The following is a 20,291-nucleotide window of genomic DNA, read 5'->3' as shown; positions in this document are numbered from 1 at the left end:
TGCTTCGTCGGCTCGACCCACACGAACCTCAGCGTTGGGAAGAGTCTTCGGTGTCCACCCTCGAGGCGAGTTCCGCACAAGTGGAGCGGCCGCAGGCCAAATAGAACCATGGGCCGCGTTAGCGGCCTTTCCGATACGGAACGCGGAGGACCTGTCTGAGCAGCGAGGGTGGACACCGAAGGCTCTCTGCCTCAAGCCCACCAGCGAGGGTGGGAACCGTTTCAAAAGGCAGCGGTTAGAATGCGCCGATGAACGACGATGCTCACCTCACCCACGGTCTCGCCGGCGACGAGCTGCCGCCGGACTGGCCGCCGTTGACGCTGACCGAGGTCGAGGGGTTGCTTGCGCGCTTTCCTCGCCTGGGCGGCGTGGTGGCGGTGCGCTGGCGCAGTCCGCGGCCGTTATCGGCGGCGGCTCTCGTGGCGACATCCATCGGCGAGGTCTTCATCAAACGCCACCACCGGAGCGTGCGCTCCGCAGTGATGCTGGCGGAGGAGCATCGGTTTGCCAGCCACCTGCGGGAGCGCGGCATCGCCGTGCCGGAGGTGCTGGACGATGTCGACGGTGAGTCGGCGATCGCGATCGATGCGTGGGTCTACGAAGTGCATCGGCCGGCCGTCGGCACCGATGTCTACCGCAACGCGTTTTCGTGGTCGCCGATCGGTGGCGTCGCCCACGCGCGAGCCGCGGGTGCGATGCTTGCGCGCCTACATCGGGCGGCCCGTGATTACCGCGCACCGCAGCGTTCGACGCATATCCTGGTTGCACGCGCGGAGGTCCTTTCCTCGGCGGATCCGCTCGAGGCCATCGAAGCGTCGTTGCGGTCGCGACCTTCACTGGGCAGCTACCTGCGCGATCGCGACTGGCGCACCGAGATCGGCGAGGCCATGGCGCCGTGGCATGAACGTGCCGTCGGCGGGATCGCGCGGCAGCCGCGGTCCTGGACCCACGGCGATTGGCACGTATCGAACCTGTGCTGGAGCGATGCGGGCGACGAGGCGCGTATCACCGATGTCCTCGACTTTGGCCTGTCGGCCCTGACATTCGGGCTGTTCGATCTGGCCACCGCGATCGAACGCAACGCCATCGCGTGGCTGGATATCGCACAGGGCGATATCGGCCGTACCGACCTGGCCCTCGCGCTGCTCGAGGGCTACCACGAGGTCAGTCCCCTGACGGCCGACGACCTGAGCCTGCTCGCCGACCTCTTGCCGATCGTCCATCTCGACTTCGCCCTGTCGGAGATCGAATACTTCGAGGGCGTGACGCGGCGGCGCGATCACGCCGACGTCGCCTATCAGACCTTCCTGCGCGGGCACGCCGCCTGGTTCGCCGGGCCGCATGGGCAGGCCTTGCTGGACGCCATCCGCGACGCCGGCGCGCCAATCGTGGTTCAATAGCGGTTCTAGAAGCGGGGGTGCCTGGCGTTGCCAGGCTGAGAGAGTCCCTTGGAACCTGACCCGGTTAGTACCGGCGTAGGGAGCTTGCAGAACCACGGACGTCCCCGGACGACGTGGTTCGCCGTCGCTTCGTCCGTGAACCTGAAGACGACGATGACTTTTTCCCGCACTCCGCTTGCCCTGGCCCTGCTTTCGATGCTTGGCGTGGCGCATGCCGCCGACGATACGGCGCCCCAGAAGGCCCGCACCCTGTCGACCGTGGATGTGAACGCCACCACGACCACCGGGTACCAGGCGGCCGATTCCCAGCTCGATACGTTCGGCAGCTTCGGCAACGCGCCGCTGCACGACACGCCGGCGGCGATCACCGTCATTACCCGCGCGCAGATCGACGACCGCCAGCCGCGGACGCTCAGCGAGCTGGTGCGCGGCGATTCGGCGATCAACGACAACTACGCGCCGGCGGGCTACTACCAGGACGTCTCGATACGCGGTTTTCCGCTGGATCTGGCGACGGGCTTCCGTTTCAACGGCATGATCATGTCGGCCGAGCAGCTGCCCGGACTGGAAGGCAAGGAACGCGTCGAGGTGCTCAAGGGCCTCGGCGGCCTGGAAGCCGGCGTCGTCGAGCCCGGCGGCCTGATCAACTACGTAAGCAAGCGCCCGGCCGACGTGCACACGGTGACGATCGGGACGGACTCGCACGGTTCCAACTATGAGGCCGTCGACCTGGGTGCATGGTTTACCCCATCGTTCGGCCTGCGCGTCAATGCGGCGAACGAGAAGACGCACGCGGCGATCGAGCACACCGATGGACGGCGCAGCTTCGTATCGATCGGTGCCGACTGGAAGATCAACGAACAGGCCACCGTGCAGCTGGATACCGACTACCAGACCAGCGGCCAGCGATCGGCGTCGGGCTACCAGTTGCTCGGCGGCACGCAGATTCCCGAGCACCCCAGCCGCACGCGCCTGCTCGGCTACGAGCCCTGGCAGCGCCCGGTAGGCATCCATTCGAGCAACACGACGCTGCGCTTCAACTATCGCTTCAATGACAGCTGGAATGCGCAGGTGTCGGCAGGCCACAGCCATACCGTGATCGACGACAACGTCGCCTTCGCCTACGGTTGTTTCTATGCCGCGTCCTGCGCATCCGGTGCGACGCCGGGCTACTTCTTCGCGCCCAACGGCGACTACGACGTTTACGATTTCCGTAGCCCGGACGACACGCGACAGAACGACGAAGTGCGCGCCGTGCTTACCGGAAGCTTCGCGACGGGTGCGATCGATCACGAGGTGAACGTGGGCGCGAGCGCCTTCCGCCGCACCGTGGACCAGCGCGCCTATGTGTACGACTACGTCGGCACGGCGAACATCGACGATCGGACGCCGCCGTACTTCGACCCCTCGCCAAACGAGCCGGGCCCATCGGAACGACGCCTCACCAGTTGGCAGCGCACGCTGTTCGCGATCGACCGCATCCATCTCGGCGAAACCTGGCAGGTGCTCGCCGGCGCCCGCCTGGTCAAGCTTGACGAGCGTGCTTACGACGACACGGGCGCCCTCGAACGCGATACGCGGATGACGAAAACCCTTCCGCAGGCGGCCGTGCTTTGGCAGCCGACGGTGCCCCTGACCACGTACATCAGTTACGGTGAAGGTCTTTCGCTGGGACGCGAAGCGCCGTACTGGACGTCGAACGGCGGCACGACGCTGGCGCCGTTGCAGTCGCGTCAGGTCGAGGCTGGCGTGAAGTACGCGCTCAGCGACGCGCTGGACCTGCAGGCGGCGGTGTATCGCATTCGCCAGGCGTACCAGTTCGCCCGTCCTGACGATACCGCGGAAGGCTTCACCTTCGTCCAGCAGGGGCAGGAGGTTCACACCGGTATCGAGCTGAACCTCGCCGGGCGGGTGACCGACAACCTTCGCCTCACGGCCAGCGCCAACGTGATCCGCGCCCGCGCCGAGAACACCGGAACGCCTGATTACGAGGACCATCAGGTCGTCAACGTGCCGCGCTGGCGGACGGCGGTGTACGCCGATTACACCTTGCCGTTTGCGCCGAAATGGGCGTTGCTCGGTGGCTGGCGCTATGCCGGCACCAATGTGGCGACGCCGAACGGCGACACGCGCGTCCCGGCGTACCATGTCTTCGATGCCGGACTTCGTTTCATCACGGCGGTCGGCGGCCATGCGATGACATGGCGGCTCAACGTGGACAACGTGTTCAATCATTTCTACTGGCGCGATACCGGCACTTCGGGTGGTGACAGCTACCTGTTCCCCGGCATGCCGCGACTCGCCCGCCTGTCGATGACTTATGACTTTTGAGCTTTCGCTGTTCGAACTGTCCGCCGCGCTGGTCAGCGCGGCCGGCGTGTGGCTGACCGCGCGGCGCAGTCCGTGGTGCTGGCCGGTAGGCCTGGTTTCGGTAATCGCTTACGCGTGGATCTTTGTCGATGCCAAGCTGTATTCGGACACGATGCTGCAGGTGATCTTTGCCTTCCTGATCCTTTATGGCTGGCAGCGCTGGTCGCGCAATCTCGATGGCAGCGGTCATGTCCGCGTCGCCTTGCTGGACACGCGAAGCGCGACGCGGCACCTCGCGATCGGCACGGCTGCGGCGTTGGCCCTGGGCTACGCCATGCACCGTTACACCGACGCCTCGTTGCCGTGGCTCGATGCCGCACTCACGGCATTCAGTCTGGTCGCTCAATGGTGGCAAGCGCGGCGACACGCCGCCGCCTGGTGGCTATGGATCGCCGTCGACGTCATCTATGTGGGCGAGTACGTCTATAAATCGCTGCCGGTCACGGCAGTGTTGTATGCCGGTTTCGTGGTGCTTGCCGCGATCGGCTTGCGCGCCTGGCAACGAGAGCGGGTCGTTATAGCTTCGGAATACGGAGTCGGCTGACCATCAGGGCGCCTGAGGCGGCGAACATCAGCGACAGCGGGTGGAAGCCGAGCGAGGCGATGCGGACGCTGCCGAACCAGAGGTCCTCGTGCAACGCGCCCATCGACGCGGCAGCACAAAGCACGGCGACAAGGACGATCGACGTCGGAATGGGCGTCCCCTCGAAGTAGGTGACCTTGCCCTCGTCGTTGGAGTGGGACTCGGCGGTGACGTTGTAGCGTGCCAGGCGCGACACGCCACAACAGACGAACATGAGCAGGATCGCCCGGTCGAGTCCGCCCTGCATGCCGCAGCCGTAGCCGATGACCGCCGGCGCGACGCCGAAGGAGATCACGTCGGCAAGGGAATCCAGTTCCCGGCCGAGCAGGGACGCGCGCTGGCGCCACCGGGCGATGCGTCCGTCGAGGATGTCGAACACCAGTGCCAGCAGCACCATGCCGGACGCCATGTACAGGTGCCAGACCCCACCCTCCTGGAGGTAGGTCATGGTTGAAAACAGGGCGCCGACGCCGCTGGCTGCATTGCCCAGCGTGAACCAGTCGGCCAGGGCGAAGTCGCGGATCATGGAAAACGGTCGCGGTTTCGTGGTCATGGGCTCGCTCGGGCGGGTGGTCGCGGCAGTTTACAAGGGACGATGGTCGGGAAGACGCGAACGGCGGATCGCGCTAGCCTCGGTGGACCCACCTTGCACGATGGCAGGCCCATGACCTCACGCGCTTCCGAACTCGCCGCGCGGCTGATTCGCAACTTCCATGACGCGCCCACCGAACGCCTCGTCCGCGAACCGTTGTACGACGCGCTCGGTGCTCGCCTCGGTACCGGCACGGCCGCGGAGAAGCTCGGCGCCTCCTTCGATATCGTCGCTCCGGGGAAGATTTCCTGCCCTTACCACTTCCACTATGCGCAGGAAGAAATGTTCGTGGTGCTGGAAGGGGAGGGCACGCTGCGGGTGGCGGGCGAACGACTGCCGGTGCGCGCGGGCGATGTCGTTTTCATTCCACCGGGGCCTGGCTACCCGCACCAGTTCATCAACACCTCGGATGCGCCGCTGAAGTATCTGTCCATCAGTACGAAGGAGTCGCCGGAGTTCGTCGAATACCCGGACTCGGGAAAGCACTCGACCATCGTCAGGAAGGAAGACGGTTCGCGCTTCAGCTTTGTGCAGCGGATGGAGAACGGCCTGGATTATTGGGACGGCGAGCCCTAGAGCGCACCGGCCGGTTGCACGAGGACGTCGAGGAAGGCCTGGGCGAGGCGGCCTGCTGCTTCACCGCTACGGGCACGATGGCCCACGACGATCTCCCAGCAGGGTTCTTCGCTCTCGGCGATATCGGCGAAGGCGATCGGCCGTGCATGACGGTCGTCGCGACGGATCTTCGCGATCGATTCCGGCACCAGGGCAAGGCCGAGACCCTGCGCCGCGAGTTCGAGCAGCATGCCCATGTCGTTGACCTCGAAACGCGTGCGACGATTCAGTCCCGCGTCGGCGAAGGCGCTGTCGATGAGCTGGCGCATGCCCCAGTCGGTGCGCAGATCGACATAGCTCTCCTGCGCAAGGTCGGCCAGCGTCACGTCGTGGGCGCCGGCCAGTCGATGCTTCGGCGGGCACACGGCCACGAGACCTTCGCAGACCAGCAGCTTGGTGACGACGTCGGCCACCGGTGCCGCGGGTGGCTGGGTGAAGGCGATATCCAGATGGCCATCGCGGACCTCTTCCAGCAGATTCGCCGAACCGTCGAAACGAAGCTCGATGTCGATGCCGCCAAAGGCGTCGCGGAACCGTCCCAGCGTGGTCGGCAGGTCGATGAAGGGGGCGAGGCTCTGGATGGCACCGATGCGTAGCCTCCCCCGCGCGAGGCCGTGCACCTGGGTCACCGCCATGCGCGCCGAACGCGCCGCGTCGAGCACCCGGTGGGCTTCCTCGAGCAGGACCGTGCCTGCCGCGGTCAAGGCGACACTGCGCGTCGTGCGGACGAACAACGGGCCACCGAGCTCTTCTTCCAGGCTGCGGATGGTCTGCGAAAGGCCGGACTGGACCACGTTGAGTCGCTGGGCGGCCCGCGTGAAGTGGCGTTCCTCGGCGACGGCGATGAAGTATTCGAGCTGCTTGAGGTCCACGGCGTATTGAGTCCCTTGACTGCTTAATTCGATCAGAATTTTCCATTTTACAGATGAATGGTCGGGAGGCTAACGTGGGTCGGTTCACTCCCCACAAGGAATCCCCATGGAATATCGACTGCTTGGCCGCTCCGGCCTCAAAGTCTCCACCCTCACGATGGGCACGATGACCTTCGGCGGCCAGGGCAAGTTCGCCTCGGTCGGCAACTCCGGCGTCGACGAAGCACGCCGGCTGATCGACATGTGCATCGATGCCGGCGTCAATCTCATCGATACGGCGAACGTCTACTCCGATGGCCGTTCGGAAGAAATCATCGGCGAAGTGCTCGGCGGCAAGCGTCCGAAGGACGTACTGATCGCGACCAAGGCACGCTTTCCGATGGGCGACGGCCCCAACAACGGCGGCCTCTCTCGCTATCACCTGATTCGCGAGTGCGAAGCGAGCCTGAAGCGCCTGCGCACGGACGTGATCGATCTCTACCAGGTTCACCAGTGGGATGGCCTGACCCCGCTGGAAGAAACCCTGGAAGCGCTCGACACCCTGGTTCGCGACGGCAAGGTGCGTTACCTGGGCTGCTCCAACTATTCCGCGTGGCACCTGATGAAGGCGCTCGGCATCAGTGAGCGCGAGCATCGCCAGCGGTTCGTCAGCCAACAGATCCATTACACGCTGGAGGCGCGCGAGGCCGAATACGAGCTGCTGCCGATCTCGATCGACCAGGGCCTCGGCGTCCTCGTCTGGAGTCCGCTTGCCGGTGGCCTGCTTTCGGGCAAGCACCGTCGCGATGGCAAGGCACCGGAGGGCTCACGTCAGCTGGAGGGCTGGACCGAGCCGCCGATCCGCGACGAAGAGCGCCTTTGGCGCATCGTCGACGTGCTGGTGGCCATCGCCGAAGCGCGCGGCGTGTCGGGTGCACAGGTCGCGCTGGCCTGGCTGCTCGAGCGTCCCGCGGTGACCTCCCTGGTCATCGGCGGTCGTACCGAGGCGCAGTTCAAGGACAACCTCGCCGCCGCCGAGCTGAAGCTCACGGCCGAAGAGCGTCAGCGGCTGGACGAGGTCAGTGCGCCGCCGGTGCTCTACCCGTACTGGCACCAGCTGATGACGGCGTCGGACCGCCTGGGTCCGGCGGACATGCCATTGCTGGCGCCGCATCTGAAGTAAGGATTCGCGCGGCTTTTCAGAATCCTTCCATGGGCGGGAGTCGTTGATTCCCGCATCATGCCCCGGTCGATGCAGGTCGGCGGCTTCCCGTAGGCACCTGCGCGGCAACGGCCGGGGCGTGGGACGCGTCCCGGCCGTTCTTCGCTCAGGGCTTGGCCGACGAACCCCAATCGCCCGGCGTGAACGACAGGTGCAGCACGGTGCGGCTGCCATCTTCCAGGGGCGGATGGTAGTCGAGCGTGGTGCAACCACTGGCGATCTGCCGCTTCGATGCCAGGGCCATCGCCTTTGCCATCTGCGCACCGTAAGCCGGTGTCCCCGCTTTCGTGAGCTTCAGCGCCATGCGGTAACCGTCGGCGCTCACGCCGTCGGGAAGATCGCCCGGCAGCGATTCCCCGGGTTGAATCGCCACGATATCCATCTGGCGGCCGCAGCTACCCGCGCTGATCACTTCGACGCCATCCAGCAAGCCGCTGATGAAAGGATCCGCATTTTCCGCGAGCGAATCGACGGCATCGACGGTGGTGGTCAGCCGGATCTTCACGAAGTACAGCTTGCGGTAGAACACATAGGTTCGCGAGGTCAGCATGTCCTGCTGTGCGTCGAACACGATCGGCAGGAAGCGCCCTTCGATCTTCTTTCCGCCACTGAGGGACGCGGTGTATGCCCCTTCGTCCCCCCACCAGACGTTGCGATAGATTTCCTGGCGCTCGGCGTACGCCACCGACTCGCGAAAATCATCGGTCGCCTGGCGCAGCATCTTCGTGTTGTCACCCTGGCCGGCGGGGTAAATGAAGACGTCGGCGATGATCCACTCGGCGTGGTCGATGCGATAACGCAGTGACACGCCAGCGGCGATGTCGCCCTCGTCGGCGTAGTTCTTCACCGCAGAGAGCGTGGCATCGGATAGCCGCTTCGGCGCGATAATCCAGGTGTCGTCCACCACCCCGCGATGGCTTCCGGCGGCCGGAAGAGCGAATGGCGGCGCCGCTGGCGCCTCCTGCGCATACACATCCAGGCCTGCCGTCAGGCCGATCAAGACGGGAATCACCTTCCACCGCAACATCGTCAACACAACCCCTGGAAAATCGAACGCGAACCCCGTATGCGCACTATAGCCACCCGTTCGCCTCAACGGGAGCGTCGGGATACATGGAGCCGGCGACGGAGAAAAGCCAGGGTCGATGTTTCCAATTTTCGGGGGAAGGCGACGCCCGATTCCGGCACGCGACGATGCAATTCGCCGTCGAGCCAGCCGGCGAAGACCTCCGGATGGATGTAGGACGCACGACAGACAGCGGGAGTATTGCCGAGCACGGCGGCCACCTCTTTCACGGCCTCCGCCAGGGTCGCTTTCACAGCGCGTTCGCCACCCTCGTCGGGAACCGTTCGGGCGGCCAGCACGGCAACCGCATTGATCGTGCCGCCCCAGGTCCGGAAGTCCTTCGCGGTGAACTCGCCGCCGGTCACCTCGCGCAGGTAATCGTTCACCATGCCGGAGTCGATAGGCTGGCGTTGCCCGTCGTCGTCCAGGTACTGAAAGAGACGCTGGCCGGGCAGTTCCTGGACCTTGCGTATGGCCTTGACCAGACGGCGGTCGTCGAGCGTCACGTCACGCCACTGACCGCTCTTCCCGCGGAAGTGAAATTCGATGCGGCCCTGGCGCGCCGCGACGTGTCGCGAGCGCAGCGTGGTCAGGCCGAACGAATTGTTCTCCCTGGCGTAGGCATCGTTGCCCACGCGGATCATGGTTTCTTCCAGCAGGCTGACCACCAGCGCCAGCACTTTTTCCCGGGGCAGGCCAGGCAGGGCGAGATCCTTGCGCAGCCGGCGACGCAGCCGGGGCAGCGCCTCGCCGAACTCGAGGATCCGTTCGAACTTGTCGCGGTCGCGCACGCTGCGCCATTTGGCGTGATACCGGTATTGCTTGCGCAGACGGGCATCGCGTCCGGTCGCCTGGAGGTGGCCGCGCTCGTTGGGACAGATCCACACCTTCGTATAGGCCGGCGGGATAGCCAGCGCACGGATGCGCGTGAGCACGTCCTCGTCGGTCACCCGCTTGCCGTCGATGTCGAGGTAGTGAAACCCTCGTCCCCGCTTGCAGCGCGTGATGCCGTTGTCGGTGTCGCAGACGTAGACCAGGCCCGCCGCTTTCGCGTGGGCCCGTTCCACATCGGGCACTTCAAGGGCGGCATCGGGCGGCTTTCTGGACATGGCCGGCAGTGTGTGCCGGCCCGCGATCAAGACATGGTGAACGCGGCGTCAGTCGACGCGACAGTACACGGCCTTGAGGTAACGGTTTTCCGGAACATTGCTCGCTACCGGATGGTCCGCGCCGGCGCCATCGACGTGAAGGACCTGGATGTTGCGACCGGCATTGAGGGCGACCCGGCGGATCATCTCGAGGAAATCGTCTTCGCCGACCAGGCCCGTGCACGAGCAGGTGAGGAGGATGCCGCCGGGAGCGACGACGTCGAGTGCCGTCCGGTTCATGGCGAAGTACTTTTTCAGCGCGTTCACGACCTGGTTGCGGTCACGGGTGAGCTTGGGCGGGTCGAGCACGACGGCGTCCCAGGTCTCCCCGCGTGCGATCGCTGCGCGCAACCATTCGAAGACGTCGCCCTGCTCGAAGGTCGCCTCGACACTGTTCAGGCGAGCGTTCTCGCGGGCGACCTCGAGGATGGCGGCATCGGCGTCGACGCCGGTGGCGTGGCTCGCGCCGGCCTTCATCGCATGCACGGCAAAACCGCCGGCATTGCAGCAGAGATCGAGCACCCGGCGGCCACGCGCCAGCTGGGCGAACCGGCGGCGGTTGTCGCGCTGGTCGGCGAAGAAGCCGGTCTTGTGACCGAGGCCCGGTGCGGCGTGGAACGCCAGGCCGTGCTCATGGACGTCGACCGCGGTGGGCGCCTCGTTGGAGCGCACGTCGAACGATTCCTGCCGCTGCACGTGCTCCTCGGCGAACCAATAGAGGGACGCACCGGGGAAGTGGCGCTGAAGTTCGGCGTGGATCGCTTCGCGGAAGCGCCACATGCCGGCGGCGAAATACTCGACGACGAGATGGTTCGCATAGCGATCGACGACCAGGCCGGAGAGGCCGTCGCCTTCGCTGTGGACCACGCGCCAGGCGTCACTCACCTCGTCCAGGCGAAGCAGTTCGCGACGCAGCTCGACAGCCCGGGCCAGTCGCGAGGCGATCCAGTCGTTGTCGATGGCTTCATCGGCGTCCGTGGTGAGCAGGCGCAGCGCGACGCGCGCGTGACCGTTCCAGAATCCGCGCCCGACAAAGCGGCCCTTGGCATCGAGCACGTCGACGACGCTCCCGGGCGGCAGGCGTTCTTCGGGCTTGACGATCTGGGCCGACCAGACCCACGGGTGGCCGGGGACACGGTCGGTTTTCAGGCGGATGCTGGGCAGGGCAGGGCTATTCATCGGTGAATGATACCGGGGCTCAGCGGCCGAAGCGCAGGATCAGCCAGGAAACCAGGGCCAGCAGGTTGATGCCCAGGTGCGCCGGCGAGGGTCCGCCCAGGGAGAGCAGCCAGCCATGCGTCGCGATGGACCAGTCGAAGCCGAGTCGCGGCGAGTGCTGCAGGGTGATGAACAGATTGACGAACGCGCCGCTCGACAAGGCATAGCTGAAGACCGGCGTCGCGATGAGCGGCGCCTGGAGGAACTGCGCCCAGATCGACATCTGTGCACCGCGACCGTCGTTGCTCGCCAGCAAAATACCGGCGATCAGGATGAAGGCGAAAAGCAGCACGCCGAGCACGGCGACGATGGCGTCGACACCGCTGAACCGGCCGCCGAGGAGTCGATCGAACTGATGGACCAGGCCGAACAGGCCACCGGCGATTTCAAAGACGGCGATGACGCGGGTAAAAAACGAATGCATGGATGCTCCGGGGTCTAAAGGTCGTCGGCGATCTCATGGAGATCGGCGATGTGCTGTTCCCACCAGCGCGCCTCGGCGGCGAAGGGAAACGCGGCGGGGAAAGCGGGATCGTGCCAGCGCTCGGCGATCCATCCGGCGTAGTGGACCTGACGCATCGCACGCAACACCGGAATCAGGGCCAGTTCGGTGGGATCGAAATCGCGGAACTGGCCATAGCCTTCGAGCAGCGCGGTCATCATGGCGTCGTCGCCCGCCAGCATCCACAGGTCCTGGACGGCCGGGCCGGTGCGTGCATCATCCAGGTCGACGAAGTGCGGGCCGGCATCGGTCCACAGCACGTTGCCGGGATGACAGTCGCCGTGCAGCCGGATGCGCTGCACCGGGCCGACCGCTTCGATCCGGTTGGCGACCGCGTCGTCCACGCGGCCGGCCGCATGGCGGTAGGCGTCGAACAGGTGCGCGGGTAGCAAGGCCGAGCCCAGGGTCGCGCGCATCGGCGCGTCGATCATGGTCGGCCGGTCCAGAACCCCGCGGGCCTGGAAACGGCTGCGCGCGCCTACGGCATGCATGCGAGCCAGGAGGCGGCCCAGCCATTCCAGCTCGTCCGCCGATTCCAGCGAGGGCGCGCGCCCGCCGCGTCGCGGATACACCGCATAACGGTAGCCGGCGTGACGCAGCATGGTCTGGCCGTCGAACGCGAGCGGCGCGACCATCGGCAATTCGGCCGCCGCCAGTTCGAGGGCGAAGGCGTGCTCCTCCATGATGGCGGCGTCCGTCCAGCGCCCCGGGCGGTAGAACTTGGCGACGACGAAGCCGCCGTCCTCGAGGCCGACCTGGAAGACGCGGTTCTCGTAGCTGTTGAGCGTCAGCAGGCGGCCGTCGCTCCAGGATCCGGCTTCATCCACCGCGGCAAGGACGACGTCGGGCGACAGCGCCGCATACGGCGCACCTTCCGTCACGAGCGGAGATTTCCCGGCGCGCCGCCCGGCGAGGGGATCACCGCCATGGTCAGGCGCGCGAGGCAGACCAGCTTGCCGGCTTCGTCTTCGATGCGGATTTCCCAAACCTGGGTGGTCCGCCCCAGGTGGATGGCCTTGGCAGTGCCGGTGACCAGGCCACTGCGTGGACCGCGGATGTGGTTCGCATTGATATCCAGGCCGACGGCGACTTCCTTCTCCACATCGAGGGTGAGCAGGGCGGCCGTGCTGCCGAGCGTCTCGGCCAGGACCACGGACGCGCCGCCGTGCAGCAGGCCGAACGGTTGCTGCGTGCGGTGGTCGACGGGCATCGTGCCGCGAAGCCAGTCGTCGCCGGCGTCGAGGATGCGGATGTCGAGCGTCTCCATCATCGTGCCGCGGCTCCAGCCGTTGATCCGCGCGAGATCGATGGGTTGCTTCCAGATGGCCATGGGCAGGCGTCGTCTAATGGATCAGCCGTCATTGTCCTACAATGCGCGGGTGCCCACCGTAACCCTGACATCGTCCGGCAAGCGATTCGACGCCGCTGCCGACGAAACCGTGCTCGAAGCCGCCCAGCGCGCGGGAATCGCCCTCCCGTATTCGTGCCGGGGCGGTGTGTGCGGAAGTTGCAAGGCGACCCTCGTCGAGGGTGAGTGTTCGTACCCGCGCAATCCGCCGACGGCCCTCTCCGGCCCGGCGCGCATGCGTCACGCGATCCTGCTCTGCCAGGCCGTTCCCCGTGGCGATATCGCCATCCAGGCGCGCGAGATCGCCTCCGTGGAAGACATCCCGCACCGCCGTGCCGAGACGGTCGTCATCGAGCGCCGCATGCTGGCGCCCGACGTGGTCGGCATCTGGCTCAAGCCGCTCGGCGACGACCGGCTCAACTGGCTGCCCGGCCAGTACCTCGACGTCATTCTCGAGGACGGCAAGCATCGACCTTTCTCGATCGCCAGCGGCCCACGCGCCGACGGCGCGGTCGAGTTGCACGTGCGGCACGTGCCGGGTGGCGGGTTTACCTCGTGGGTGTATGAATCGCTGAAGGTCGGCGACCGGCTGACCATCGAGGTCCCGCTAGGTACCTTCGTGCCGCGCGAGGATTCCGAGCGACCGATGCTGTTCATGGCCGGCGGTACGGGCTTCGCGCCGGTGAAGGCGATCGTCGAGCACTTCATCGCGCTCGGCACGCGGCGGCCCATGCACATCTACTGGGGTGCGCGGATCGCCGAAGACCTCTATCTGGCCGACCTCGCCCGGGGATGGGCGGCGGATGTGCCGACGATCACCTTCACGCCGGTGCTGTCCGATCCGGAAGCGGCGCGCGCCAGCGGGCTACGCGAAGGCCTGATCCACGAGGCCCTGCTGGAAGACTTCCCGGACCTGGCGGACTTCGATCTCTACATGAGCGGCCCGCCGGCGATGGTCGCCGCCGGACGCCAGCTCTTCATCGATGCGAACCTGCCGGAGGACCGGCTGTACTTCGATTCGTTCGATGTGGCGCCCGACGTGCTGGATGCGATTTTGCGGGGGCGGGCGGGGATTCACGGGCTTTAGGCCCTAGGAAAGGGGCCGGCGTCACCGCTTTGTTGGCTTTTCGCCGATGAATCGGCTCCTACATTTTCTTACTTTTTGCCTTTGGCGACCGGGAGCTGGGCGGTCTGCCAGGCGTAGGTGCCGCCGTCGAGCACGAAGACCTTCTGGAAGCCTGCCTTGATCAGGCGGTTGGCCGCCTTGCCCACGCCGCGGCCGTCCTTGTCGATCAGGACGACCGGGAGGTCCTTGGCCTTGCTCAGGTCCTTCTGCGTTTCCGGGTCGAACTGGCTCATGGCCACGTTCTTGGCACCCGGGACGTGGGCCTTTTCGAAGTCGGCACTGGCCGAGAGGTCGATGATAAGCGGCGTATCGCGGTTGATCAGCTGGGTGAGGCCGGCTGGGGTGAGGGTCTTCCACTTGCGGAAGAGGGTCATCACTTCGCCGCCCAGCAGGGCAAGCAGGATCGCTACGAACAGCGCGACCAGCGCCAGGTGGTTGCTCGCGAATTCGGGCAACTTGTGCAGTACGTCGTTCATCGTGTTCTTGCGCGTCCCAGTGGGGATAAACGGCCGATTATATAGGCTTTACTTCGGCGAGAAGTCGGGCAGGCCGGTCATCAGCCACCACTTCTTCTTTTCCGCGTCGTAGTGCCAGCGCTGGCGGTCCACCACGGTGCGCTCGGACTGGGTGTTGACGTTGACCACGTTGATCTGGACGACCTGGGCCATGTCGTTGTCGCCGTCGGGCCGCGGGCCGCCACCTTCGTCGTAGCCGGTGATACGGAGCTGGCCCAGACGACTGATCTCGATCGAGCTCAGCGGGTGGTCCTTGGCATAGTCCTTGTCGATGAAGCTCTGCGCGCCTTCCCAGTCGCCCCAGCGGACCGCCGATGCATAGGAATTGGTGGCGCGGGTGAGCGCTTCGTTACGTACGTCGGTGGCGCAGCCGGACAGGAGCGATACGGCAAGAGCGAGGACGAGCAGGGCGATACGGCGCATGGCGGGTTCCATCGTGGCGTCGGCCGGCATTATGCCCGGCGTTTGGCGACGAAACGCGCATCCAGGCTGGCCATCGGCTTTCCGTCCGCACCGGGGACCACGCAGGTGAAGTCCCCGCGAGCCCGTCCGCGGGCCTTCAGCATGCCGAAGAAACCCTTCCAGTTGGCGCCTGGCGCCAGTGTGGCCTCGGCGCGCAGGTCGTTCCAGATGGGATCCAGGTAGCGCACCGTGGAGTCGGCGACGAAGACGTCGCAATCCTCTCCACGCTGGCGCAGCACCGCTTCGACCAGGGCCCAGCAGGTCAGGGTCATGAGCGCGACGATGCTTCCGCCGAAGGCGCAGGCCTTGTCGTTGATGTTGGGCAGCAGCGGTGCCGTCATGACCAGACGCATGCCATCGAAGCTGTCGATGCTCACCGCCATGGCCCGCGCGAGGGGAATGCCATCGAGGATGAAGCGCTCGAGATCGGCGAGGGAGATGTCGTTGGGAGTCATAAGCAGCGAAGTCTACGAGGCAAGGCAAACCGTTCGCACCCGTATGGCTGAACCACGACCTTCGGCAGTGGTCCGGGCGGACGTCGCTTCCTATCCTGAGCGCTCAGTAGCAGGATGCTTCCGTGAGCCGTAGCCACCCTCTTCGCAACGTTACCGTCGTCATCACTCGCCCTGCGGGTACCGCGGGGCCGCTTTCCCGGCGGGTTCGCAAGCTGGGCGGCATCCCGGTCAGCGTGCCCGGGCTTTCGCTTCGCGCCATCGAAGACGCCTCGGCGGTCGACGCCGCGCTCCGTAGCGCGCTGGGGGGCGACCTGCTGGTCTTCACCAGCCCGGCCGCCGTGCGCTTCGCGGCCGACGTGCTGCCCCTGGCCACGCGGGCCACGGTGATCGCCGTGGGTCGTGGCACGGCACGGGCCCTGCGAACGGCCAACCTCACCGACGTCCGTTTTCCGGAGACCTCCCAGGACAGCGAGGGGGTGCTTGGCCTCCCTGAGCTGGCCAGGGTAGAGGGAAAGCGTATCGCCCTGATCGGTGCGCCAGGCGGTCGGGGCCTCTTGCGTGAACAGCTGCTCGCCCGCGGCGCCATGCTGGACGAAGTCCATGTCTATCACCGGGTGGCTCCCCGGATCGACCGCCGTCATATCGACCCCCTGCTGAAGTTGAGCCGCCGCTCGGCCGTACTGCTGTCCAGCGCCGAGGCGCTCGACCACCTGCATCGGGCCCTGATCGCGCCCGCCTGGCGCCGGCTGGTTCAGGCTGTCGCCGTGGTCAGCAGCGAGCGGCTTCGCGATATCGCTCTCGAGACCGGTTTCGAGCGGGTCGTCGTGGCGCGCTCGGCCCTTCCGGGCGACCTGCTCGCGGCCGCCGCCGGGGTGTCGTTCACGGGCCGTTGAGCGATCTATTCCATGCGTTCGCGTATGGCCTGCTAGCATGCTGCGCATGACGACCGAGACCCCACCGACCGCACCCATCCCGGCGACGCCGGCCCCGGCCGCCGCGCCCGTCTCCACCAGCCCGCGTCGGCCTGCCGACCCGCTACCGCGTCGCGGAGGTGGTGCGCTTGCCGTGGCCATCCTGATCTCGCTGGCCGCGCTCGGAGCCGCTGGCTACACCGCTTACACCGTCTGGGCCATGCGCCAGGACGTCGGTGCGGCCAACGGCCTTCGTGGCCAGGTCGACACGCTGCAGGGCACGGTCGATGGCCTGCGCGACGACAACGCCAACCTGCGTCGTCGCATCAGCGACGCCGATGGCGTGAACCGCTCGGCGCGCGAAGAGGTGCTTGGCGTGTCGGAACGTACGAAAAATCTTGAAGACGCCGTCGCCAATCTCTCCGAGCGCAGCCTCAGCGGCCACGACGCGATGCTCCTCGACGAAGCCGAGTCCCTGCTGCGCATGGCCAAGGAGCGTTTCGCCCTGTTCGGCGATGCCAGCGGCGCGCTCGCCGCCTATGACCTTGCCGACACGACACTGGCGGCCGTGGGCGATAGTGCCTTCGCCGCCGTTCGCCAGAGCCTGAAGGCAGAGCGCGATGCGCTCGCCTCGGTGGCGCCCACGGCACGTGCGAGCGACCTCGCTACGCTCGCCGACCTGCGTGCGCAGATTCCCGGTTTGCCGCTCAAGGATCTCGATGCGCCGGTGGGCGAGAACGAAGCGCGAGGTTTCTGGCAGCGCGCCGGCGATGCGCTTGGCAGCATCGTCAAGGTGAGCCACGACGACGGTACGCCGTTGGGACTCGCCGACGATCGCATCGCGCGCGAACTCGCCGCGCTGGATGTCGCCCACGCCGAGGCCGCCGTGTTGGCTTACGACGACCTGGGCCGTGCCGCCGCGCTGAAGCGCGTCGACGCCACTCTCACCGCGCGTTTCAATCCGACTTCGCCAAGCGTGCAGTCGGCACACGCTCGCCTTGCCGGGTTGCTCGCCAGCCAGGCCAAGGGGTCCGAGCCGAAACTGGGTGCCGCGCTGGCCGAACTGCATGACCTGCGTTCGGTGCACGCGCTGCGGCCCGGTGCGCCGGCGACACCGGCGCATGCCGGCTCCGTGGCGCACCCGGCATCGGCCGCGTCCGTCGCACCGGCTGCCGCGACCACGCCGGCTCCGTCGTCGACATCCGCCACGAAGGCGACGCCATGAAGCTCTGGCGCTGGATCGTCGGCCTCATTCTCGTCGCGGTGCTCGCGGCGTTTGCCTGGCACTGGGTCGCGGACGATCCGGGCTCGGTGCTTATCCGTCTGCGTGGCACCACCTTGCAGATGACCGTGGTCAGTGCCGTGGTGTTGCTGCTGCTCGCCTGGGCCGTGATCGCCGCGCTGGTCACCCTGATTCGCTGGCCGTTCGGTGCGTTGAACCGTCGTCATCGCCGGCTCAGTCGCCGGCGTCTGGCCGATGGCCTCGTGGCCTTGATCGAAGGTCGTCACGGCGAAGCCGAGCGTGACCTCAACCGTGCTGCGCGCTATCCGTCGGTCCGTGGGCCCGCGTTGCTGGCAGCCGCCGAAGCGGCCGAGCGCCACGGCGAATCCACGCGCGCTTTGGAGACCCTCGACCAGGCCGCCCAGGAAACCCCGCGCGCCGCGCGCGTGCTGCGTGCCCGTCTTCTACGCCGTGCAGGCCGCGCGACCGAAGCGGCCGCGTTGCTGGCGCCGGAAGCCAACAGTGCGTCGCTCACGCCCTCGGGCTGGATCGAATATGCCGAGGCGTCGCTCGAAGCCGGCGATGCCCGTAGCGCCGTGCGTGCGCTGGATCCCCTACAGAAGAGTGGTGAACTGGGCACGCGTGCGTTTTCCGATCTGGAGAGCCGGACGGTCGCGGCGTACATCGCCAGCGCGCCGGACGGCGTTTCGCTCTCGTCACTGTGGTCACAGCTGCCGAAGAGTCAGCGCCGCCTCCCGGCCGCCGTCGATGCGTATGCGCGCCGTGCGTCGCAGTTCGGCCAGAGCATGGCGGCCATGGACGAAATCGAAACGGCCTTGCGTCGCGAATGGTCGCCGTCGCTTGTCGCCACCTACGGTGGCATGGGTGCGGAAGATCTCGAACAGCGCCTGCGTCGTGCGGAAAGCTGGGTCGATACGCATCCGAACGATGCCGCGTTGCTGACGGCGGTCGGTCGCATGTGCGTACGTGCGCGCCTATGGGGCAAGGCGAAGCCCCTGCTCGAGCGCGCACTCGCGATTGCGCCGAATGCCGATGCCTGGGAGGCGCTGGGTGACGTCTTCGTTGGCGAGGCCCATCCCGAACTCGCACAGCGTTGCTATCGCAATGCACTGGCGCTGGCGCGTGGTGAAGCGACCGAGGCTTTGCCCGAGTCGCGTAATCATCGCATCGACACGCGCGTTACCGCGGTGGAAGAGCGCGATCAGCATGGGGTGCCACGGCTCTCACCATGAGTCGGTTGCTGTCCACGTAAACGTCGTCGTCGTGGATCGTCCCGTCCGCATCGACACGGTAGGTCCGCGCGACCGGTTGCCGGTACCCGACCCAATAGTTGAAGCGCGGATCCAGGTCGTAGTCGCTGCCGAGGTCGACGCGGTTCGATATCGACTGGCCGGGCTCAAGCCGACGATAGAAGGTCGCCGCGTCCCGGGCGTCGTCCGGGTCGATGGGTTCGACGCCGCGCGCGAACGCCGCCGGGTGGCCGCGGAAATCGTGAACGGTGAAAAGGGGGCGGGCAAGATGCTCCCCCGGCGTCATCGGCGGGGTAAGCATCTTCCTCAGATAGAGCGTCACGCGACCGCGATTGGTCAGCGTGACGACGATCCATCCCTTGTCCTGTTCCGCTGAACCGGACGGCTCACTGAGGGTGACCTCCAGATCGCTTGTTTCGGCGTTGTGGACTGCCGCCGGGACGGGCGTCGGCGTCGGCGGCGTCGACCGCGGGATCGTGGCCGCCGATTCGAGGAGGTAGATCAAACCGCCAACGAACGCGATGAAGAAAAAACCCCAGGCGCGACGGATCGACTCCCGGGTCGGCCAACGCCATCTCGGCGTTTTCGCCGGAGCTTCGAGGGCCTGTCTTTCCGTCGCGGGTAGCGCGTCATACGAGGTAGCCCATGCATGCTGCTGGGGCATGGTCAGGTAGAGCCCGAGATACGCCGGAAAGCGATGGAAGTCGTCACGGACTTCGAACCAGCGCCTGACGAGCGCTGTCGAGAGGTTTCCCTTCGCTGCGTCGGCGGCCGCGATCAGCGAGAGGCGGTTCGCGCGAAGCAGGGGAGGCAGGCTGTTCCACGCCATGCGCTGCGATTCGACCGCTTCGATCCACATGCCCTTGGGGCCGAGCGCGGCGAGATGACCGATTTCCTGCCAGTGGAAATGCTCCATGGCCAGGGTGAACACGTAAGGCCGTTTGTCGAACAGACCCCTCGCCAGGCGATCGATGAAGACGTCCTCGAAAATCCCTGGCGCATCGATGTATTGCAGCCGAAGCTCGGCCGTGCACGCGTCCAGTTCGTCACGGATATCCGCCGCCTCGCCACTGGCGATGCGTGTGGTCAGGCGGTCGACGAGACGCACGGCCTGTTCCTGGGGATTGATCGCCGCGTAAGGCTGCGCCGTGGAGTCAGCAGAAGGAGTGTCGACAGAAGGAACGGGCTCCGTCAGAACCGGAGGTGGCGCCGCGGCCGCGTCGTGATCCAGACCGTGCTCCTCGTCGGCAGCCCATGCTCGCGCCGCCTCGTAGGCTTCGCGCAAGCGTGCAAAGGCTGCCGGATCGGTTGCCGGATCGATCAGTTTGACGCGTGTGGCGTAGGCACGGCGCACGGCACGCTCATCCGCGTGCGGCGGGAGCGAAAGCAGCTCAAGGAACCATGGCAACGGCAT

Annotated in this window: 21 protein-coding genes and 1 riboswitch; of the genes, 9 read left to right on the top strand and 12 right to left on the bottom strand. The window is 66.5% G+C overall.

All coding sequences use genetic code 11. The annotated features are described in order from the left end of the window. The first annotated feature begins 248 nt into the window (after positions 1-248). From BJI69_RS04720 to pnuC, 3 genes are all read left to right on the top strand, one after another. The gene (locus BJI69_RS04720; RefSeq protein ID WP_046966256.1) at positions 249-1,400 is read left to right on the top strand and encodes a phosphotransferase enzyme family protein; all 1,152 of its coding nucleotides are present in this window, start codon (positions 249-251) and stop codon (positions 1,398-1,400) included. A gap of 3 nt (positions 1,401-1,403) precedes the next feature. Then, positions 1,404-1,499: riboswitch (TPP riboswitch) on the top strand. 54 nt (positions 1,500-1,553) lie between these two features. Next, on the top strand, positions 1,554-3,731 hold the full coding sequence (locus BJI69_RS04715) for a TonB-dependent siderophore receptor (RefSeq protein ID WP_046966269.1): 2,178 nt from the start codon (positions 1,554-1,556) through the stop codon (positions 3,729-3,731). Next, complete coding sequence (pnuC, locus tag BJI69_RS04710; protein ID WP_046966257.1) at positions 3,721-4,314, top strand: nicotinamide riboside transporter PnuC; 594 nt, start codon at positions 3,721-3,723, stop codon at positions 4,312-4,314. Before BJI69_RS04715 ends, pnuC begins: the two co-directional genes overlap by 11 nt. On the opposite strand, the gene BJI69_RS04705 is transcribed toward pnuC, so the two are convergent. Continuing rightward, the gene (locus tag BJI69_RS04705) at positions 4,286-4,906 is read right to left on the bottom strand and encodes a CDP-alcohol phosphatidyltransferase family protein (RefSeq protein WP_046966258.1); all 621 of its coding nucleotides are present in this window, start codon (positions 4,904-4,906) and stop codon (positions 4,286-4,288) included. The two genes, pnuC and BJI69_RS04705, sit on opposite strands and share 29 nt — an antisense overlap. A gap of 111 nt (positions 4,907-5,017) precedes the next feature. On the opposite strand from BJI69_RS04705, the gene BJI69_RS04700 reads away from it, so the two are divergent. After that, positions 5,018-5,521, top strand: coding sequence for a cupin domain-containing protein (locus BJI69_RS04700; RefSeq protein ID WP_046966259.1), 504 nt, complete (start codon positions 5,018-5,020; stop codon positions 5,519-5,521). Here the strand turns inward: BJI69_RS04700 and BJI69_RS04695 are convergent. Further along, entirely contained in the window at positions 5,518-6,432 is a 915-nt protein-coding gene (locus tag BJI69_RS04695; protein ID WP_046966260.1) for a LysR family transcriptional regulator, read from the bottom strand. The genes BJI69_RS04700 and BJI69_RS04695 overlap by 4 nt on opposite strands. A gap of 106 nt (positions 6,433-6,538) precedes the next feature. On the opposite strand from BJI69_RS04695, the gene BJI69_RS04690 reads away from it, so the two are divergent. Further along, complete coding sequence (locus BJI69_RS04690; protein ID WP_046966261.1) at positions 6,539-7,594, top strand: aldo/keto reductase; 1,056 nt, start codon at positions 6,539-6,541, stop codon at positions 7,592-7,594. 145 nt (positions 7,595-7,739) lie between these two features. On the opposite strand, the gene BJI69_RS04685 is transcribed toward BJI69_RS04690, so the two are convergent. The 6 genes from BJI69_RS04685 to BJI69_RS04660 form a co-directional block, all read right to left on the bottom strand. After that, positions 7,740-8,660, bottom strand: coding sequence for a hypothetical protein (locus BJI69_RS04685; protein WP_046966262.1), 921 nt, complete (start codon positions 8,658-8,660; stop codon positions 7,740-7,742). A 65-nt stretch (positions 8,661-8,725) separates the two neighbouring features. Next, the gene (locus BJI69_RS04680) at positions 8,726-9,808 is read right to left on the bottom strand and encodes a DNA topoisomerase IB (RefSeq protein WP_046966263.1); all 1,083 of its coding nucleotides are present in this window, start codon (positions 9,806-9,808) and stop codon (positions 8,726-8,728) included. Between the two features lie 48 nt (positions 9,809-9,856). Continuing rightward, positions 9,857-11,026, bottom strand: a complete 1,170-nt coding sequence (locus BJI69_RS04675; RefSeq protein WP_046966264.1) for a class I SAM-dependent rRNA methyltransferase — start codon at positions 11,024-11,026, stop codon at positions 9,857-9,859. Between the two features lie 19 nt (positions 11,027-11,045). Then, the gene (locus tag BJI69_RS04670; protein ID WP_046966265.1) at positions 11,046-11,489 is read right to left on the bottom strand and encodes a hypothetical protein; all 444 of its coding nucleotides are present in this window, start codon (positions 11,487-11,489) and stop codon (positions 11,046-11,048) included. 14 nt (positions 11,490-11,503) lie between these two features. Next, positions 11,504-12,448: a serine/threonine protein kinase gene (locus tag BJI69_RS04665; protein WP_046966266.1), complete on the bottom strand. Its 945-nt coding sequence runs from the start codon at positions 12,446-12,448 to the stop codon at positions 11,504-11,506. Continuing rightward, complete coding sequence (locus BJI69_RS04660; protein WP_046966267.1) at positions 12,445-12,897, bottom strand: hotdog fold thioesterase; 453 nt, start codon at positions 12,895-12,897, stop codon at positions 12,445-12,447. Before BJI69_RS04660 ends, BJI69_RS04665 begins: the two co-directional genes overlap by 4 nt. A 49-nt stretch (positions 12,898-12,946) precedes the next feature. Here BJI69_RS04660 and BJI69_RS04655 point away from each other — a divergent pair, with 49 nt between their 5' ends. Next, complete coding sequence (locus tag BJI69_RS04655) at positions 12,947-14,002, top strand: 2Fe-2S iron-sulfur cluster-binding protein (RefSeq protein ID WP_244890711.1); 1,056 nt, start codon at positions 12,947-12,949, stop codon at positions 14,000-14,002. A gap of 68 nt (positions 14,003-14,070) precedes the next feature. Here BJI69_RS04655 and BJI69_RS04650 read toward each other — a convergent pair whose 3' ends face one another. From BJI69_RS04650 to BJI69_RS04640, 3 genes are read right to left on the bottom strand one after another with little or no spacing between them, the layout of a single operon-like run. Further along, complete coding sequence (locus BJI69_RS04650; protein WP_046969176.1) at positions 14,071-14,517, bottom strand: rhodanese-like domain-containing protein; 447 nt, start codon at positions 14,515-14,517, stop codon at positions 14,071-14,073. Positions 14,518-14,565: 48 nt separating this feature from the next. Continuing rightward, positions 14,566-14,979, bottom strand: a complete 414-nt coding sequence (locus BJI69_RS04645; RefSeq protein WP_046969179.1) for a hypothetical protein — start codon at positions 14,977-14,979, stop codon at positions 14,566-14,568. Positions 14,980-15,008: 29 nt separating this feature from the next. Then, positions 15,009-15,473 (bottom strand): YiiD C-terminal domain-containing protein, encoded by a 465-nt coding sequence (locus BJI69_RS04640; RefSeq protein ID WP_046969175.1) that lies wholly within the window; start codon positions 15,471-15,473, stop codon positions 15,009-15,011. A gap of 122 nt (positions 15,474-15,595) precedes the next feature. On the opposite strand from BJI69_RS04640, the gene BJI69_RS04635 reads away from it, so the two are divergent. From BJI69_RS04635 to BJI69_RS04625, 3 genes are read left to right on the top strand one after another with little or no spacing between them, the layout of a single operon-like run. Next, positions 15,596-16,366: a uroporphyrinogen-III synthase gene (locus BJI69_RS04635; protein WP_046969174.1), complete on the top strand. Its 771-nt coding sequence runs from the start codon at positions 15,596-15,598 to the stop codon at positions 16,364-16,366. Between the two features lie 46 nt (positions 16,367-16,412). Beyond that, on the top strand, positions 16,413-17,609 hold the full coding sequence (locus tag BJI69_RS04630) for a uroporphyrinogen-III C-methyltransferase (RefSeq protein ID WP_078023452.1): 1,197 nt from the start codon (positions 16,413-16,415) through the stop codon (positions 17,607-17,609). Next, the gene (locus BJI69_RS04625) at positions 17,606-18,859 is read left to right on the top strand and encodes a heme biosynthesis protein HemY (RefSeq protein WP_046969173.1); all 1,254 of its coding nucleotides are present in this window, start codon (positions 17,606-17,608) and stop codon (positions 18,857-18,859) included. Before BJI69_RS04630 ends, BJI69_RS04625 begins: the two co-directional genes overlap by 4 nt. Here the strand turns inward: BJI69_RS04625 and BJI69_RS04620 are convergent. Then, positions 18,807-20,291, bottom strand: a complete 1,485-nt coding sequence (locus BJI69_RS04620; RefSeq protein WP_046969172.1) for a hypothetical protein — start codon at positions 20,289-20,291, stop codon at positions 18,807-18,809. The two genes, BJI69_RS04625 and BJI69_RS04620, sit on opposite strands and share 53 nt — an antisense overlap.

It is taken from the genome of Luteibacter rhizovicinus DSM 16549 (assembly GCF_001887595.1).
Lineage (GTDB): Bacteria > Pseudomonadota > Gammaproteobacteria > Xanthomonadales > Rhodanobacteraceae > Luteibacter > Luteibacter rhizovicinus.
The sequence above is the reverse complement of the archived record's forward strand: the minus strand, read 5'-3'. Positions and strand labels throughout refer to the sequence as shown.

Coding starts and splice junctions, on each gene's coding strand:
- BJI69_RS04680 (WP_046966263.1), bottom strand. CDS start 9,808: ATGTCCAGAAAGCCGCCCGATGCCGCCCTTGAAGTGCCCGATGTGGAA.
- BJI69_RS04685 (WP_046966262.1), bottom strand. CDS start 8,660: ATGTTGCGGTGGAAGGTGATTCCCGTCTTGATCGGCCTGACGGCAGGC.
- BJI69_RS04660 (WP_046966267.1), bottom strand. CDS start 12,897: ATGGCCATCTGGAAGCAACCCATCGATCTCGCGCGGATCAACGGCTGG.
- BJI69_RS04700 (WP_046966259.1), top strand. CDS start 5,018: ATGACCTCACGCGCTTCCGAACTCGCCGCGCGGCTGATTCGCAACTTC.
- BJI69_RS04670 (WP_046966265.1), bottom strand. CDS start 11,489: ATGCATTCGTTTTTTACCCGCGTCATCGCCGTCTTTGAAATCGCCGGT.
- BJI69_RS04675 (WP_046966264.1), bottom strand. CDS start 11,026: ATGAATAGCCCTGCCCTGCCCAGCATCCGCCTGAAAACCGACCGTGTC.
- BJI69_RS04650 (WP_046969176.1), bottom strand. CDS start 14,517: ATGAACGACGTACTGCACAAGTTGCCCGAATTCGCGAGCAACCACCTG.
- BJI69_RS04690 (WP_046966261.1), top strand. CDS start 6,539: ATGGAATATCGACTGCTTGGCCGCTCCGGCCTCAAAGTCTCCACCCTC.
- BJI69_RS04630 (WP_078023452.1), top strand. CDS start 16,413: ATGACGACCGAGACCCCACCGACCGCACCCATCCCGGCGACGCCGGCC.
- BJI69_RS04620 (WP_046969172.1), bottom strand. CDS start 20,291: ATGCCGTTGCCATGGTTCCTTGAGCTGCTTTCGCTCCCGCCGCACGCG.
- BJI69_RS04715 (WP_046966269.1), top strand. CDS start 1,554: ATGACTTTTTCCCGCACTCCGCTTGCCCTGGCCCTGCTTTCGATGCTT.
- pnuC (WP_046966257.1), top strand. CDS start 3,721: ATGACTTTTGAGCTTTCGCTGTTCGAACTGTCCGCCGCGCTGGTCAGC.
- BJI69_RS04720 (WP_046966256.1), top strand. CDS start 249: ATGAACGACGATGCTCACCTCACCCACGGTCTCGCCGGCGACGAGCTG.
- BJI69_RS04625 (WP_046969173.1), top strand. CDS start 17,606: ATGAAGCTCTGGCGCTGGATCGTCGGCCTCATTCTCGTCGCGGTGCTC.
- BJI69_RS04645 (WP_046969179.1), bottom strand. CDS start 14,979: ATGCGCCGTATCGCCCTGCTCGTCCTCGCTCTTGCCGTATCGCTCCTG.
- BJI69_RS04640 (WP_046969175.1), bottom strand. CDS start 15,473: ATGACTCCCAACGACATCTCCCTCGCCGATCTCGAGCGCTTCATCCTC.
- BJI69_RS04705 (WP_046966258.1), bottom strand. CDS start 4,906: ATGACCACGAAACCGCGACCGTTTTCCATGATCCGCGACTTCGCCCTG.